The 14628-nt window shown below is 72.8% G+C and carries 7 protein-coding genes; 1 reads left to right on the top strand and 6 read right to left on the bottom strand.

All coding sequences use genetic code 11. The annotated features are described in order from the left end of the window. Positions 1-7 precede the first annotated feature (7 nt). The 4 genes from dpgA to IAG44_RS40650 form a co-directional block, all read right to left on the bottom strand. Entirely contained in the window at positions 8-1096 is a 1089-nt protein-coding gene (dpgA, locus tag IAG44_RS40635; protein ID WP_187752021.1) for a 3,5-dihydroxyphenylacetyl-CoA synthase DpgA, read from the bottom strand. Positions 1097-1118: 22 nt separating this feature from the next. Further along, on the bottom strand, positions 1119-9671 hold the full coding sequence (locus IAG44_RS40640; protein WP_187752022.1) for a non-ribosomal peptide synthetase: 8553 nt from the start codon (positions 9669-9671) through the stop codon (positions 1119-1121). 102 nt (positions 9672-9773) lie between these two features. Further along, on the bottom strand, positions 9774-9977 hold the full coding sequence (locus tag IAG44_RS40645) for an MbtH family protein (RefSeq protein WP_187752023.1): 204 nt from the start codon (positions 9975-9977) through the stop codon (positions 9774-9776). Beyond that, positions 9974-10978: a methyltransferase gene (locus tag IAG44_RS40650; protein WP_187752024.1), complete on the bottom strand. Its 1005-nt coding sequence runs from the start codon at positions 10976-10978 to the stop codon at positions 9974-9976. The genes IAG44_RS40645 and IAG44_RS40650 overlap by 4 nt, the downstream gene beginning before the upstream one ends. A 101-nt stretch (positions 10979-11079) precedes the next feature. Between IAG44_RS40650 and IAG44_RS40655 the strand changes: the two genes are divergently transcribed. After that, complete coding sequence (locus IAG44_RS40655; protein ID WP_187753101.1) at positions 11080-12285, top strand: RNA-guided endonuclease InsQ/TnpB family protein; 1206 nt, start codon at positions 11080-11082, stop codon at positions 12283-12285. Between the two features lie 59 nt (positions 12286-12344). Here the strand turns inward: IAG44_RS40655 and IAG44_RS40660 are convergent, their stop codons facing one another. Beyond that, a complete protein-coding gene (locus IAG44_RS40660) occupies positions 12345-13406 on the bottom strand; it encodes an aspartyl/asparaginyl beta-hydroxylase domain-containing protein (RefSeq protein WP_187752025.1) in 1062 nt (353 codons plus the stop codon). Positions 13407-13435: 29 nt separating this feature from the next. Next, positions 13436-14569: a cytochrome P450 gene (locus IAG44_RS40665; RefSeq protein WP_187752026.1), complete on the bottom strand. Its 1134-nt coding sequence runs from the start codon at positions 14567-14569 to the stop codon at positions 13436-13438. Positions 14570-14628 lie beyond the last annotated feature (59 nt).

Genomic DNA, 14628 nt, shown 5'->3' on the forward strand with positions numbered 1-14628 from the left:
GCGTGTCTCACCAGCGCACCAGCGCGGTCTCGATGGTCGATCCGGGGCCCATCGTCATCAGCACCCCCACGTCGCCCGGACGCGCCACGGCCTCCTCGGCCAGGCGCCGGTAGGAGAAGAGGAACGAGCCGCTGGAGAGATTCCCGAAGTCCCTCAGCACGCTGACGGTGTGGCGCACGTCGTGGCGGGTCAGACCGAGGTTCACCCGCACCGAGTCGATGACCTTCCTGCCGCCCGAGTGGATCAGCCAGTGGGCCACGTCGGAACGCCGGACGCCCGTCCCGGCGAGCAGCCGGTCCGTCACCTCCTCGACACAGCTCCCCACCACATAGGGGATGTCGCGGTCGAGGTGGAAGCTGAACTTCCCGTGCCGGTCGTCCCAGTCGTAGCGCATCGCGTCGACCGCCTCCGGGATGACCCGGCTCGCGAACCGCACGATGCGCGGACCGGCCGCCGTACCCGTGCCAGGAGTGTCCGCGACGACCGCCACCGCCGCCGCGCCGTCCCCGAAGAGGCTGTTCACGACGGCGCTGCGCATGCTGCTGTCGAACACGTACGCCGCCGAGCACGCCTCGATGCAGATCATCACCGCGAGCTGCCCGGGATGCGTACTCGCCCAGCCGGCGACCGCGGTCAGCCCGTTCAGCCCCGCGTTGCACCCCATGCCGACCACGTCGACCCGGGAGCAACTGCGGGACAGACCGGCCTCCTTGATCAGCAGGGCCGAGAAGCCGGGCGTGAGGAACCCGGTCGTGGTGACACAGCACAGGTAGCCGACGTCGTCCGTGCTCAGACCAGCGCTCTCCAGGCACTCGCGCAGGGCCCGCACCCCCATCCGCAGCCCGGTCGCGCGGTGTTTGGCCAGCAGTTCCCCCTGGCTCTCGGCGCCGGGTCCGCCGCCGGGCGCGGGCGGCGGCAGGGTGAGGTGCCGCCGCTCGATCGCGCTGTTGAGGAACAGCGAGGTGATACGCGGGTCGTCGACGCCGTAGCGGTCGAGGATGTCCCGCTGCGTGTAGGAGTCGGGCGGGACCGCGGTGCCGACTCCGGCGATTCTCGGGCTCCTGGCCGCGAGAGCCGAGCCGTCGTGCGTGAACAACTGTCCTCCAAGGGGGGCGGCTTCAGGTGGTCGGCTTCCGCGCGCCGAGGTGGCGTGCCAGCCCCGCGACGGTGGGGTTCTCGAACAGCTCACGGACGCTGACCTCCGCTCCGGTGCCGGCGCGGACACGTCCCGCGAGGCGGAGGGCGAGCAGGGAGTCCAGGCCCCGCGCGAACAGGTCGTCCGTCAGCGCCGTTCCCGGGCCGAGGAGTTCGTCGACGTACGCGCTCAGCAGGCTCTCCAGCCGGGCCACGGTGTCGTCGTCCGGCGCGGCGGGCGTCGGATCCGGCGCGGGCCGCGCACGGCCGGCCGGCCGCAAGGGGAGGGCCCCAGAAGGGGCGAACCCTCCCAGCGGGGCGTCCGGGTCGGCCGCGAAGGCGGTGAGCAGCGACGTCAGCCGCTCGCCCAGCGCCTCGGCCGTCCGCCGCTCCAACAGGTCGGCGCGGTAGGCCAGTTCGAAGCGCAGCGCGTCACCCGGCAAGGCCCGCAACGTGACCGAGTGGTGGTACACGTCGTGCGTACGGACCGAGGAGATCCGCAGCCCAGTCCGCTCCTCGTCGAGGGCGTCCGAGGCACCCGGGTAGTTCTGGAAGACGGTCATGGTGTCGAACAGCTCCCGGGCGCCGAGGGCGCGCTGGACGCCGGGCAGCCCGAGGAACTGGTTCGCCTGCAAGGCGGCCTGCTCCTCCTGCACCCGGGCCGCGAGGTCCACGAGCGACCCCGCCGGATCCACCCGCACCCGGACCGGGACGGCGGTGATGCACAGCCCGACGATCGACTCCACCCCCGCCAGCTCCGGCGGACGCCCCGACACCGTCGCGCCGAACACCACGTCCCGGCGCCCCAGCACCGCCCCCAGCACCACGCCCCAGGCACCCTGCACCACCGAGTTCAGGGTCAGACCACGACCACGCGCCACGTCGGCCAGCCGACCCGACACCTCGACCGGCAAGCTCATCCTCACGCACCCCGGAATCACCGCGATGTCCGCACCGGCCCCACCGGGCACCAGCAGACAAGGTTCGAGCCCGCTCAGGGCCTGCCGCCACGCCTGTGCGGCGCCCGCGCGGTCCGCGCCCCGCAGCCACTCCAGGAACCCACGGAACGGCACCACCGGCGCGAGCCCGGAGCCGTCCCCGCCGCGCGCGTACAGCTCGAACAACTCGCCCAGCACCAACGGCATCGACCACCCGTCCCACAGGATGTGATGGGCGCTCAGCACCAGCACACTGCGCTCCTCGTCCAGCCGGATCGCCATCAGCCGGATCAGTGGCGCGTCCGCCATGTCGAACCGGCGCGACCGGTCCCGCTCCAGCAGCCGCTCCACCTCGCCCCACCGCTCGGCCCCTGGCCGGCCGCGCAGATCCCACTCCGTCAACGGCACCTCGGCCGACTCCACCACCACCTGCACGGCCCGCCCCGACCGCAGCCGGCCGAAGCCCACCCGCAGACTCGCGTGCCGGGCGAGCAGCGCCGCGCACGCGGCCCGCAGCGCCCCCGTGTCGACACCGCCCTCCACCACGAACGTCGTCTGCACCGCGTACACGTCCACGCCCGCCCGCTCGTCGTACAGCGCGTGGAACAACAGCCCCTCCTGCAACGGGGTCAGCGGCCACACGTCCGCCACCCCCGCCCACCGCGCCTCCAACTCCTCCAGCTCGTCCAGGCCGACCTCCACCAGCGGGACGTCGGACGGGGTCAGCCCGCCGGCACCGGGCTCGGCCGCGCAGGCGGCCAGGGCGCCCAGGGCCTCGAACCAGGCCGTGGCCAGCTCATCGATCCCGGCCTCCCGCAGCCCCGCCGACCACGTCCAGATCGCCGTCAGGCACGGGCCCTCGGGGGTCTCCTGGGCGAGCGCGGTGACGGTGACCGGATGCGAGAGCGGCCGTCCGGGCTCGGTACCGCCCACCACCGCGGCCGACTCGGCGGCCTCCCGCCAGCTCCCGTCGTCGCCCTGCTCGCCCGTGGTGAACCGGCCCAGGTAGTTGAAGGCGAGCTGGGGAGCCGCCAGGCCGGTGAAGGCGCCCGCCGTCTCCGGGTTGAGGTGGCGCAGCAGGCCGTAGCCGATGCCGTGATCGGGGATCGCCCGCAACTGCTCCTTGACGGTCTTGACCGCCCGGCCCAGCGCCCGAGGGCCGGCCGCGTCCCCGTCCGGCAGCCCCGCGTCGATCAGCACCGGGTACTGACTGGTGAACCAGCCCACCGTGCGCGACAGATCGACGCCCTCCACGAACTGCTGCTCACGGCCGTGCCCCTCCAGATCGATCAGGAGACCGGTACCCGGCGTACCGCCGGGACGAGTGCGCCGCCACCGGGTCGCCGCGAGGCACAGCGCGGCGAGCAGGACGTCGTTCACCTCGGCGTGGAAGGCCGCCGGGACGGTGGTGAGGACGTCCGCCGTCACCTCCGGCGGCAGGGTCAGCGTCAAGGTCGTCGAGGTGGCGACGGTGTCCACGGCCGGGTCGAGCGCCAGGGCGGGCAGCAGCTCGCCGCCCTTGTCGAGGACGCCGGTCCACAGCGGCAGTTCGCCGGTGCGCCCGGGATCCGTCGCGGCGCGTGCGAGGGCCCGGTTCCACGTGCGGAGCGAGGTGGGGACGGGGTCGAGGACCACGGGCTCGCCCCGCGTCGCGGCCTGCCAGGCGCTCCGCAGGTCCGGGAGCAGGATCCGCCAGGACACCCCGTCGACGACGAGATGGTGCGCCATCACCAGCAGGAGTCCGGGCCGGGCAGGGCCGGCGTCGAACCACACCACCTGGAGCATCACCCCGTCGAGCGGCGCAAGGCGATCCCGCGCGGCAAGGGACTCGCTCGCCACGAGCCGTTCCACGTCCGCGCCGGACAGCCCGGCCGTGGGGATCCGGCGCACCAGTTCCCCGGCGGACCCGGCGCCCCTGGGCGGCACGCGCAGCGTCCACGCCCCGTCGGCGTCCGTCTCCAGCCGGGCCCGCAGGGCGTCGTGCCGGTCCAGCACGGCCCGCACGGCGGTGACGAGCGGTGCCGGTCCCGGCGCGGGCGGCACCTCCACCAGCTTCGACTGGTTGAACCCGTCCAGCGGGCCGCCCTGCTCCCGCAGCCAGTGCATGATCGGTGAGGCCGGCACGGTGCCGACAGCGGCCTCGGCGTCCTCGGCGACGAGCGCGGACGACGAGCGCGCGGTGTCGGCGAGTGCGGCGACGGTGCGGCAGTGGAAGACGTCCCTCGGGGTGAAGACCAGCCCGGCCCGGCGTGCGCGTGCGACGAGTTGGATGGAGACGATGGAGTCTCCGCCGAGGTCGAAGAAGCTGTCGTCGATGCCGACGCGGGGCAGGGCCAGTACGTCGGCGAACAGGGCGCACAGGGTGCGTTCGCGTTCCGAGCGGGGTTCGCCGCCCGAGACCGCCGCACCGAAGTCCGGAACCGGCAGCGCACTCCGGTCGACCTTGCCGTTCACCGTCAACGGCAACGACTCCACGACCACGACCGCCGCCGGGACCATGTACTCGGGCAACACCCCCGCCACGAACGTCCGCAGCTCACCCGGCTCCACCACCGCCCCCGGAACCACATAACCCACCAGCCGCTTCACCCCAGGGGTGTCCTCGCGGACCACGACCAGCGCGCGGGCCACCGACGGATGCCGGGCCAGGGCCGCCTCGACCTCGCCCGGCTCGATCCGGTAGCCCCGGATCTTGACCTGGTCGTCGGTCCGGCCCACGAACTCCAGGGCGCCGTCGGCGCGTTGGCGCACCACGTCGCCCGTGCGGTACATGCGCTCACCGTCGCCGAAAGGGCAGGCCACGAACCGCTGGGCGGTGAGCGCGGGACGGCGCCAGAACCCGCGTGCGAGGCCGCGTCCCGCGATGTACAGCTCGCCGGTCGTGCCGGGCGGCACCGGCCGCAGGAACCCGTCCAGCACGTACACCCGGGTGTCGGCGATCGGAGTGCCGATCGGGGGGCGCAGGCCCCGGGAGGGCGGCAGGCAGCGCATGACCGTGGAGGTGACCGTCGTCTCGGCCGGGCCGTAGCTGTTCCAGAACTCCCGGTGTGGGCCCGCCCATTGGTCCACGAGGTCGCCCGAGAACGCCTCGCTGCCCGTGGACACCAGCCGCAGGGCGGGCAGCCGGCCGGTGTCGAAGTACGGCAGCAGCGCGGGGGAGAGGTAGGCGACCGTCACGGCGTGACGACGCAGCAGACCCTGGAGGCGTTCGGGGTCCTGCCGGTCCTCCTCGTCGGCCAGCACCACCGTCGCCCCCCGCACCAGCGGGCTGAACAGCTCGAAGACCGACACGTCGAACCCGACCGACAGGGCCGCCAGACAGCGGTCACCCAGGCCGATGCGGTAGCGCGCGGCGACATCGAGGTTGATCCGGCAGGCCGAGTCGTGGGTGACGACCACGCCCTTGGGACGGCCGGTGGAGCCGGAGGTGTAGATGACGTACGCGGGGTGCGCGGACCCGAAGGGCCGGACGCGTTCGGCGTCCCGCAGGTCTTCCGCCGGCCGGCCGCGCAGATCCGCCATGTCGTCCAGCGACAGCACCGGCAGGTCACCGAAACGGCCGGCCGCCCGTGTGGTGGTGACGATCACGGTGGGCGCGGAGTCCGCCAGCGTGTACGCGATGCGCTCGTCGGGGTGCTCCAGGTCCAACGGCACGTACGCGGCCCCGGACTTCAGCACGCCGAGGATCGCGACCAGCAGGTCCACCGTGCGCGGCACGGCCACCGCCACACGGTCCTCGCACCCCACACCGCCGTCCGCCAGATGGCGGGCCAGCCGGTTCGCCCGCGCGTTCAACTCGGCGTAGGTCACCCGCCGCGCTCCCGACAGGACCGCCTCCGCGTCCGGGGTCCGCGCCACCTGGGCCTCGAACAGCGCGGTGAGCGTGGTCGAGGGCAGATCCGTCGCGGTGTCGTTCCACTCCGTGAGGACCTGGGCGCGCTCGCCCGCCAGCAGGACGTCGAGCCGGCTCACCAGGGTGTCCGGGGCCGCCGCGAACGCCTCCAGCAGCAGGAGCAGCCGCGCGCCGAGCCGGCCGGCCGTCTCCTCGTCCAGCACGTCGGGCCGGTGGATCAGCTCGATGCCTAGCCGCTCGCCCGGTGTCACCACCAGGGTCAGCGGATAGTGGGATCCGGCGGCCGTGTACCCGTCGCCGTCGAGGGGCGTCACCCGTACGTCGCCGAAGACCCCGCTGACGCCGCGCGCGAACCCCGGCAGGTTCTGGAAGACGACGGTGGTGTCGAACAGGTCCCCCACGCCGGTCTCGCGCTGGATGTCGGTGAGGCCCAGGAACTGGTGAGGCTGCAGCCGGGACTGCTCCTCCTGGACCCGCGCGGCCAGCGCCGTCAGCGACTCGGCGGGATCCAGCCGCACCCGCACCGGCACCGTGTTGACGCACAGCCCGATCACGGACTCCACGCCCGCCACCTCCGGCGGGCGCCCGGACACGGTGGCGCCGAAGACCACGTCCGAGCGCCCCAGCACCGCGCCCAGCAGCACGCCCCACACGCCGCGCACGACAGAGTTGAGCGTCAGGTCCCGCTCGCGTGCCGCCGCGACCAGCCGGCCCGTCGCCTCGGCGGACAAGCTCACGTGCACGCGCGCGGGGACGGCCGCGATGTCCGCGCCGGCTCCTTCCGGGGCCAGCAGACACGGCTCCTCCAGCCCGGCCAGAGCCTCCCGCCACGCCTGCGTGGCGCCCGCGTGATCCGCGTCCCGCAGCCACTCCAGGAACCCGCGGAACGGCACCACCGGCGCGAGCCCGCCCGCGTCCCCGCCGCGCGCGTACAGCTCGAACAACTCGCCCAGCACCAAGGGCATCGACCAGCCGTCCCACAGGATGTGATGCGCGCTCAACACCAGCACGCTCCGCTCCGGGGTCAGGTGGATCACCGTCAGTCGCAGCAGGGGAGCGGACGCCATGTCGAACCGGCGCGAGCGGTCCTCCTCCAGCAGCCGCCGCACCTCCGCCTCCCGCCGGCTCTCCGGCAGCCCCGTGAGGTCGTGTTCCGTCAGCGGTACCTCGACCGCCGAGGCGATCACCTGTACCGCCCGCCCCGACGCCAGACGGCCGAACCCCGCCCGCACGTTCGCGTGCCGCGCCAGCAGGCTCGCGCAGGCCGCCCTCAGCCGGCCGGTGTCGACGACCCCCTCCACAGCGAAGGCCGTCTGGATCACATACACGTCCACGCCCGCCCGCTCGTCGTACAGCGCGTGGAACAGCAGCCCCTCCTGCAAGGGCGTCAACGGCCACACCTCCTCGACGCCCTCCCAGCCCGCCTCCAACTCCACATCGGCCAGCAGGCCAGGGGCGGCGGGCTCCCCGTCGCTCGTCGGGTCCTCCAAGTCCCGCGCGGTGTCGGCGAGCGCGGCGACGGTGCGGCAGTGGAAGACGTCCCTCGGGGTGAAGACCAGCCCGGCCCGGCGTGCGCGTGCGACGAGTTGGATGGAGACGATGGAGTCTCCGCCGAGGTCGAAGAAGCTGTCGTCGATGCCGACGCGGGGCAGGGCCAGTACGTCGGCGAACAGGGCGCACAGGGTGCGTTCGCGTTCCGAGCGGGGTTCGCCGCCCGAGACCGCCGCACCGAAGTCGGGGACCGGCAGCGCACTCCGGTCGACCTTGCCGTTCACCGTCAGCGGCAGCGACTCCAGGACCACGACCGCCGCCGGGACCATGTACTCGGGCAACACCCCCGCCACGAACTTCTGTACCTCACCCGGCTCCACCACCCCACCCGGTTCGGCCGTGACGTAGGCGGTGAGGTGCTTGACGCCCGATGTGTCCGTGTGCACGGTGACGACCGCTTCCCGGACGCCGGGACAGCCGGTGAGCGCGCTCTCGATCTCGCCGGGCTCGATCCGGAACCCACGGATCTTGACCTGCTGGTCGGCGCGGCCGGCGAAGGCGAGGGTGCCGTCCGGGTTCCACCGCACGAGGTCACCGGTGCGGTACATGCGCCCGCCCGCCGGGGAGTACGGGCAGGCCACGAAGCGCTCGGCGGTCAGTCCGGGCCGGTTCAGGTAGCCGCGGGCCAGGCCCGCCCCGGCGATGTACAGCTCGCCGGTCACCCCGGGCGGCACCGGCCGCAGGAACGCGTCCAGGACGTAGAGCCGGGTGTTGTCCATCGGCGCGCCGACGGGCAGGGCGCCGCCCCGGCCGAGGACGTCCCGGTCGATGATCTGGGCCGTGGCCAGCACCGTCGCCTCGGTGGGCCCGTACGTGGTGAGCACCCGGGCGTCCGGGTGGTGGTCCAGGACGCGGGCCACGGCCGCCGGTGAGACGACGTCACCGCCGGTCAGGATCTGCCGGGTGCCGGTGAAGCACTGCGGACGCTCCTGGGCGAGCATCCGGAACAGCCCGGAGGGAAGGACGGTGGCCGTCACCGCGTGGCGGCGGTGCAGCGCCTCGATGTCGTGGGCGGAGGGCACGCCGTCGGGAGCGACGATCACCTGGCCGCCGGTCAGCAGCGGCACCCACAGCTCGACGGTGGAGGCGTCGAAGGAGTGCGGCGACTGGAAGAGGACGCGGGCGTAGGTCTCGGCGTCGAAGCGGCGGTCCCTGACCAGCGCGACCACGTTGCGGTGGGTGACGGCCACGCCCTTGGGGCGGCCGGTGGAGCCGGAGGTGAACATGACGTAGGCGAGCCGGTCCGGGTGGTGACGCACCTCAGGTGCCGTGCCTGTCCCGTCGGCCGCGCGGTCCACGACCAGGACGGGCACGGGCGAGCCGTCCGTGACGTCGGCGGCCCGCGCGGCGTGACCCGAGTCGGTCAGCAGGACCCGGCTCGCGGTGTCCTCGACGACCATCCGGTGCCGGGCGAGGGGCGCGCGCGAGTCCAGGGGCACGTAGTGGCCGCCGGCCTTCACCACGCCGAGCAGCGCCACCACCAGGTCGGGGGAGCGCCGCATGAGGACGGCGACGGCGGTGTCCGGGGTGACGCCCAGCGCGATCAGGTGCCCGGCGAGCCGGTTCGCCCGTGCGTCGACCTGGGCGTAGGTCAGCCGCTCGTCCCCGGAGACCAGCGCGACCGCGTCGGGGGTCCGCCGGGCCTGCGCCTCGAACAGCTCCGGCAGCGTGCTCGTCACGACGTCCACCGCCGTGTCGTTCCAGGTGCGCAGGACGCGTTGCCGCTCCCGGGCCGACAGCACGTCCAGCCGTCCCGTCGGCAGGTCGGGGTCGTGCGCGAACGCGTCGAGCACCTGCCGCAGCCGGTCGCCGAGCGCTTCGACGGCGTGGCCTTCGAGGGGGCCGGGCCGGTAGGTCAGCTCGAACTGCGGTGAGGCATCGCCCGCCTCGACGCACGTGGCGAAGAGGTACCCCGCTTCCGGCTCCAGGTCAGCTCCTGAGGTGCGGTGTGCCCGCTCCCGATCCTCCTCGACCCGCCGCACCAGCGCGGCCAGCGGCTCCGCCGGGTCCAGCCGCACCCGGACCGGCACCGTCCCCTCGGGCGACACGTCGCCGAACACCACGTCCCGGCGTCCCAGCAGGGCCCCCAGCAGCAGCGCCCACATCCCGCGCGCCACCGACTCCACGCCCAGGCCACGCCGGCGCGCCACCTCCGTCAGCCGGGCCGACGGCACCACCCGGACGCGCTCGGACACCGAGGACACCTCGGTCCCGGAGCCCTCAGGCGCCGGAGGACACGGCTCGTGCGGCCCGGTGGCCCGAGCGGGCGGGTGCGTCAGGTGGTCGTGCACGGCGCGTCACTCCGTTTCGCGTACGAGACTCGCGGGCCGCATGTCGCTCCAGCGGGCCTCTATGTGGTCGAGGCAGTTGTCCCGGCCGGCCGGTCCGAGCACGACGTCCCAGCCCGGCGGCACGGCGGCGAAGAACGGCCACAGGGAGTACTGGGCCTCGTGGTTGACGAGCACCAGGAAGGCGGAGGTCTCGTCGTCGAAGGGGTTCACGGGCCCACTTCGAGGACGACCAGGCCGTTCGGCCCGACCTCGTTGACGAGCACCTTCAGGCCCGCCTTCTCGACGAGTTCGGTGTACGCCTCGGGTTCGCGGTCCCGGGAGCCGAGGAGCACGAGCATGGTGAGGTCCCGGATCGCCGAGCGCAGCATGTCCGAGGTGTCGAAGGTGCGCTCCAGGACCAACGCCTTGGCCCGGCCGGTCAGTTCGGCGCCGCAGACGCGCAGCGCGTTGACGACCTCGTCGTCCGTGAAGTGGTGGAGCACCGACTTCATGAGGTAGAGGTCCGCGCCGGCCGGCACCCCGGCGCCGATGTCACCGCCGACGAACTCGCAGCGGTCCGCGAAACCCCGCTCGGTCAGGGACTCCCGGGTGTGGTCGATGACGGCCGGCTGCTCCATCACGATCGCGCGCAGCCCGGGATGGCGTTCAAGCAGGGCGGCGGTCAGGGAGCCGTCGCCCGCGCCGAGATCCGCGATGACGCCGGTCTCCGGGAACGCGTAGTGGGCCAGGATCTCGTCCATCTCGCGCTGGGTGTTCCAGCGCGTGGTGCGGGCGTACGCCGCGCCCACCTCCTCGTCGGAGGCGAACCGGTCCCACAGCGACTCCCCGAGCCGGTGCTCGAACGCCGACTTCCCGGTGCGCAGCGAGTAGTCGAGACCCGCCCACGCCTCGTAGTAGACACCCCCGGCCATGAGCCCATGGCCGTAGGCGGACCCGGTGTCCCGGCGCAACAGGGCCCCGAGCGCGGTGTTCCGGTAGCGGTGCGGCTCCGCCTCCTCCACCAGATCGAGCCCCACCAGCGCCGGCAGGAACCGGCGCAACAACGGCAGCTCGATGCCGGTCAGCTCACTGAGCCGCCGGTCGGCGACCAGGTCGTCCCCGAGCCGGTCGTGGATCCCGAGCCGCACCGCCGCCGCGATGAGCTGGGTGGTGATGTGGCCGTTCTGCAGGACACCGAGGTGCCGGGGATCGGCGTGCTGTGCGTGGGTCATCGGGTCTCCGTAAGTTGTCAGGCGGTCCGGGCGGACCGGTGTTCGCCGGCTGCCGGCCGACTGCCATGGCTTACACGGGAGTTGGTAACGTGTGAGATGTGATGCGGCAGGTCAAGCGGGCTTTCAAGTACCGCTTCCATCCCACGGACGAGCAGGCAGCCGAGCTGTCGCGCACGTTCGGCTGCGTCCGTCTCGTCTACAACAAGGCGCTGGAGGAGCGGACGCGGGCCTGGTACGGCGAGCAGCGCCGTGTCTCCTATGTGCAGTCGTCGGCCGCGCTGACGGAGTGGAAGAAGACTGAGGAGCTGGCCTTCCTGACGAAGGTGTCCTCCGTCCCGCTCCAGCAGGCGCTGCGCCATCTTCAGACGGCGTTCGGGAACTTCTTCGCCAAGCGTGCGAAGTACCCGCGCCACAAGAGCCGGAAGAAGTCCCGGGCGTCGGCCGAGTACACCCGCAGCGCCTTCAAGTGGCGCGACGGGCAACTGACTCTGGCCAAAATGGCGGAGCCGCTGGACATCCGCTGGTCGCGTCCGCTGCCCGAGGGGGCGGAGCCGACGACGGTGACCGTGTCCCGTGACAGTGCCGGGCGCTGGTTCGTCTCGATGCTCGTCGAGGACACCGTCGCTCCGGGCCCCGCCACCGACGCAGCGGTCGGTCTGGACGCCGGGATCACCTCCCTGGTGACCCTGTCCACCGGGGAGAAGATCGCCAACCCGAAGCATGAGCGCCGGGACCGCACCCGTCTCGCCCGCGCTCAGCGGGAGCTGTCCCGCAAGGCCGAGGGCTCCGACAACCGGGCCAAGGCTCGTGTGAAGGTCGCCCGCGTCCATGCCCGGATCGCCGACCGGCGCCGGGACTTCCTGCACAAGCTGTCGACTCGTCTCGTCCGCGAGAACCAAACGGTCGTGATCGAGGACCTCACCGTCCGCAACCTGCTGAAGAACAGCAAGCTCGCACGCGCCATCTCCGACGCGTCGTGGACGGAACTCCGCTCCATGCTGGAGTACAAGTGCACCTGGTACGGGCGCGAACTCGTCGTGATCGACCGCTGGTTCCCGTCCAGCAAGCTGTGCGGGGTCTGCGGCACGGTCGCGGCGAAAATGCCGCTGAACGTCCGCGAATGGACGTGCGACTGCGGCGCTGTGCATGACCGTGACGTGAACGCGGCACGCAACATTCTCGCCGCCGGGCTGGCGGTGTCTGCCTGTGGAGACGGTGTAAGACCTCAACGGGAGTCCTCCCGGACGGGGCGGTCGTCGGTGAAGCAGGAACCCCAGCGGGCGACCGCTGGAATCCCTTGCCTTTAAGCGGGGGAGGAAGCCAACGCGGTCCTTTGTCGCGGGAGGGGTGCGGCGTCCCGGCCGGCTCAAGCGGGCAGGGGTTCGGCGGGGAGTTCGAGGGTGCGGGTCTCGGCGCCGCGGTGGGTGCGCAGGACGACGCGCGGGGTGCCGTCCGCCGTGGTGACGATCTGGAGTGTGCGCTCCTGGACCCAGCCGGCGAAACGGAACTCGTGCTCGCCCATGTGGACCAGGCCGAACGAGGGTTCGCCGTCCAGGAAGAGGGTCAGCCGGCCCTCGTGCCAGTCGACGGCCGCGTCCACCGAGGGCTGACGGTTGGTGAACTCGCCCTCGCGCTCCTGGAAGTCCGCGTACGAGCGCGGCATCGGGAACCGGCAGCGCAGCGCCTCGGCCTCGGTGTCCTTCAGGTCCTCGCCCGCCCGGTGGTAGGGCACGCTGCGCAGTACCTCGGGCGTGTGGAACTCCGGCGGGAACAGCGCCATCAGCTCACGCGTCACATGGGTGTCGACGACGAGGTGGACGCGCGTGCCGGTGCCCGTGTTCACCACCTGGTGGGGCCGGCTGAAGTCGGCGTACCACAGGCCGCCCACGGACCAGCAGTGCTCCCCGCCGTCGATGCGGAGCACGGCTTCGGGCAGCGTCACGATCGGGATGTGCAACCGCAGCCAGCCCCAGGGGAACGACGCCTTGGTGTCGTGGTGCTCCGGGCTGACGGCACCCGGCCCGAGCGCGAACAGGCGCGCGCTGCGGATGGGGGCGGGGATCGACTCCAGGACCTCGCGCAGGTAGGGGACCTCCGCGAGGCGCGGCGCGGGGGCGAAGTCGTCCAGCTGCGGGCCGCCCGCGTCGTGCCGGTCGTCGTGGCCGCCGATGCTGTGCAGCGGCAGGTTGCGCCAGTCGGTTCCGGTGATGTCGCCGGACGCGCCGGAGCCGTCGGTGTACTGGGGGCGGCCCCAGGCGCCGCCGCCCAGCCGTTCCAGGTCCGCCAGCAGGAGCTCGGGGGAGAAGTCGAGGGCGAGCCGGGCGGTGGCGGGCAGCCCCGCCAGGATCTCGGCGCGCGGCCAGGCGTCCTCGTCGACGTTGTCCTCGTCGCGGACGGGTATGTCGTAGGCGGTGGTGTGCGTGGTCATTCTTTCCTCCTGTGCGGTGGTCGGCCGGTTCACCGGCGCTGCGCCCTGACCATCAGTTCGTCGAAACCGCGCATCGTCGCGGTGGGGCGCTGGACGGGGGGCCGTACGGCGTGGACGCGGTACTGGCGGACGAAGTCGCCGACGACGTCGGTCGCGAGCCGCAGCGCCAGGTGGGTGCCCAGGCAGGAGTGCACGCCGCGGCCGAACCCGAGGTGGGGATTGGGGTCGCGGTCGAGCCGCAGCTCCTCGGGGGCGTCGAAGACGTCGGGGTCGCGGTTGGCGGCGGCGAGGAACACCACGACCACCTCGCCCCGGCGCAGCCGCCGGTCACCGAGGACGGTGTCCTGGACGACGGCCCGGCTGGTGGCCTGCACGGCGCCGTTGAAGCGGACCAGCTCGTTGAAGGCCGTGCCGTCCAGGGCGGGCGGCGTGTCACCGGCCAGCAGCCCGTGCTCCAGCAGCGGCTGCAGGGCGTTGCCGAACATCGCGCTGCTGGACGAGTAGCCGGCCACGAAGATCGCCCGCAGCGAGTTGACGAGTTCGGCGCGGTGCTCGCCGACCGAGCCGGTGTCGATGCCGCTGAGCAGCCCGGCGTCCGGATGGGTCGTGGTCCAGGGCTCGATCAGCGTGCTCAGGTACTCCCGCGCCCGGATCCCCGGTTCGACGCGGCTCGCGTCGAGGCCCGCGTCCATGCTGAGGACGAGGTCCCGCTGGGCGTCGCGGAAACGCGGCACGTCGTCGATGAACGGCAGGCCGAACAGCTCGCACATGCTCTCCACCGCGAGGGGTTCGGCGAACTCGGTGACGAAGTCGAAGTCCCGCCCCTCCACCTCGGCCAGCAGCTTGGCCGCCGCCGACCGGGTGTCCGCCACCCAGCGCTTGAGGTCGAGGTCGCGCAGCGCGGGCAGGATCGCCCGGCGCAGCACGGTGTGCTCGGGAGCGTCGAGGGTCTGCACGCTGAGCAGTTCCGGGGTCACCGGGTCGCCGATCTTCCGGAAGTCCGACGCGTACGTCTCCGGTTCGCGCAGCACGCGCGCGCAGTCGGAGTGCCGGGTGACGATCCAGGCGTCCAGCTTCTCGTGGCGGCTGATGGGCTCCTCTTCGCGCAGCCGTCGGTAGGTCGGATAGGGATCCGCCAGCATCTCCGCGGACAGTGGATCCATCACGTTCGTCTCACCTGTTCCCATGCACTCGCCCGGGGCCCGTTCGCACGAAGACCCGG

Source organism: Streptomyces roseirectus (assembly GCF_014489635.1).
Lineage (GTDB): Bacteria > Actinomycetota > Actinomycetes > Streptomycetales > Streptomycetaceae > Streptomyces > Streptomyces roseirectus.

Coding starts and splice junctions, on each gene's coding strand:
- IAG44_RS40660 (WP_187752025.1), bottom strand. CDS start 13,406: ATGACCACGCACACCACCGCCTACGACATACCCGTCCGCGACGAGGAC.
- IAG44_RS40665 (WP_187752026.1), bottom strand. CDS start 14,569: ATGGATCCACTGTCCGCGGAGATGCTGGCGGATCCCTATCCGACCTAC.
- IAG44_RS40655 (WP_187753101.1), top strand. CDS start 11,080: ATGCGGCAGGTCAAGCGGGCTTTCAAGTACCGCTTCCATCCCACGGAC.
- IAG44_RS40650 (WP_187752024.1), bottom strand. CDS start 10,978: ATGACCCACGCACAGCACGCCGATCCCCGGCACCTCGGTGTCCTGCAG.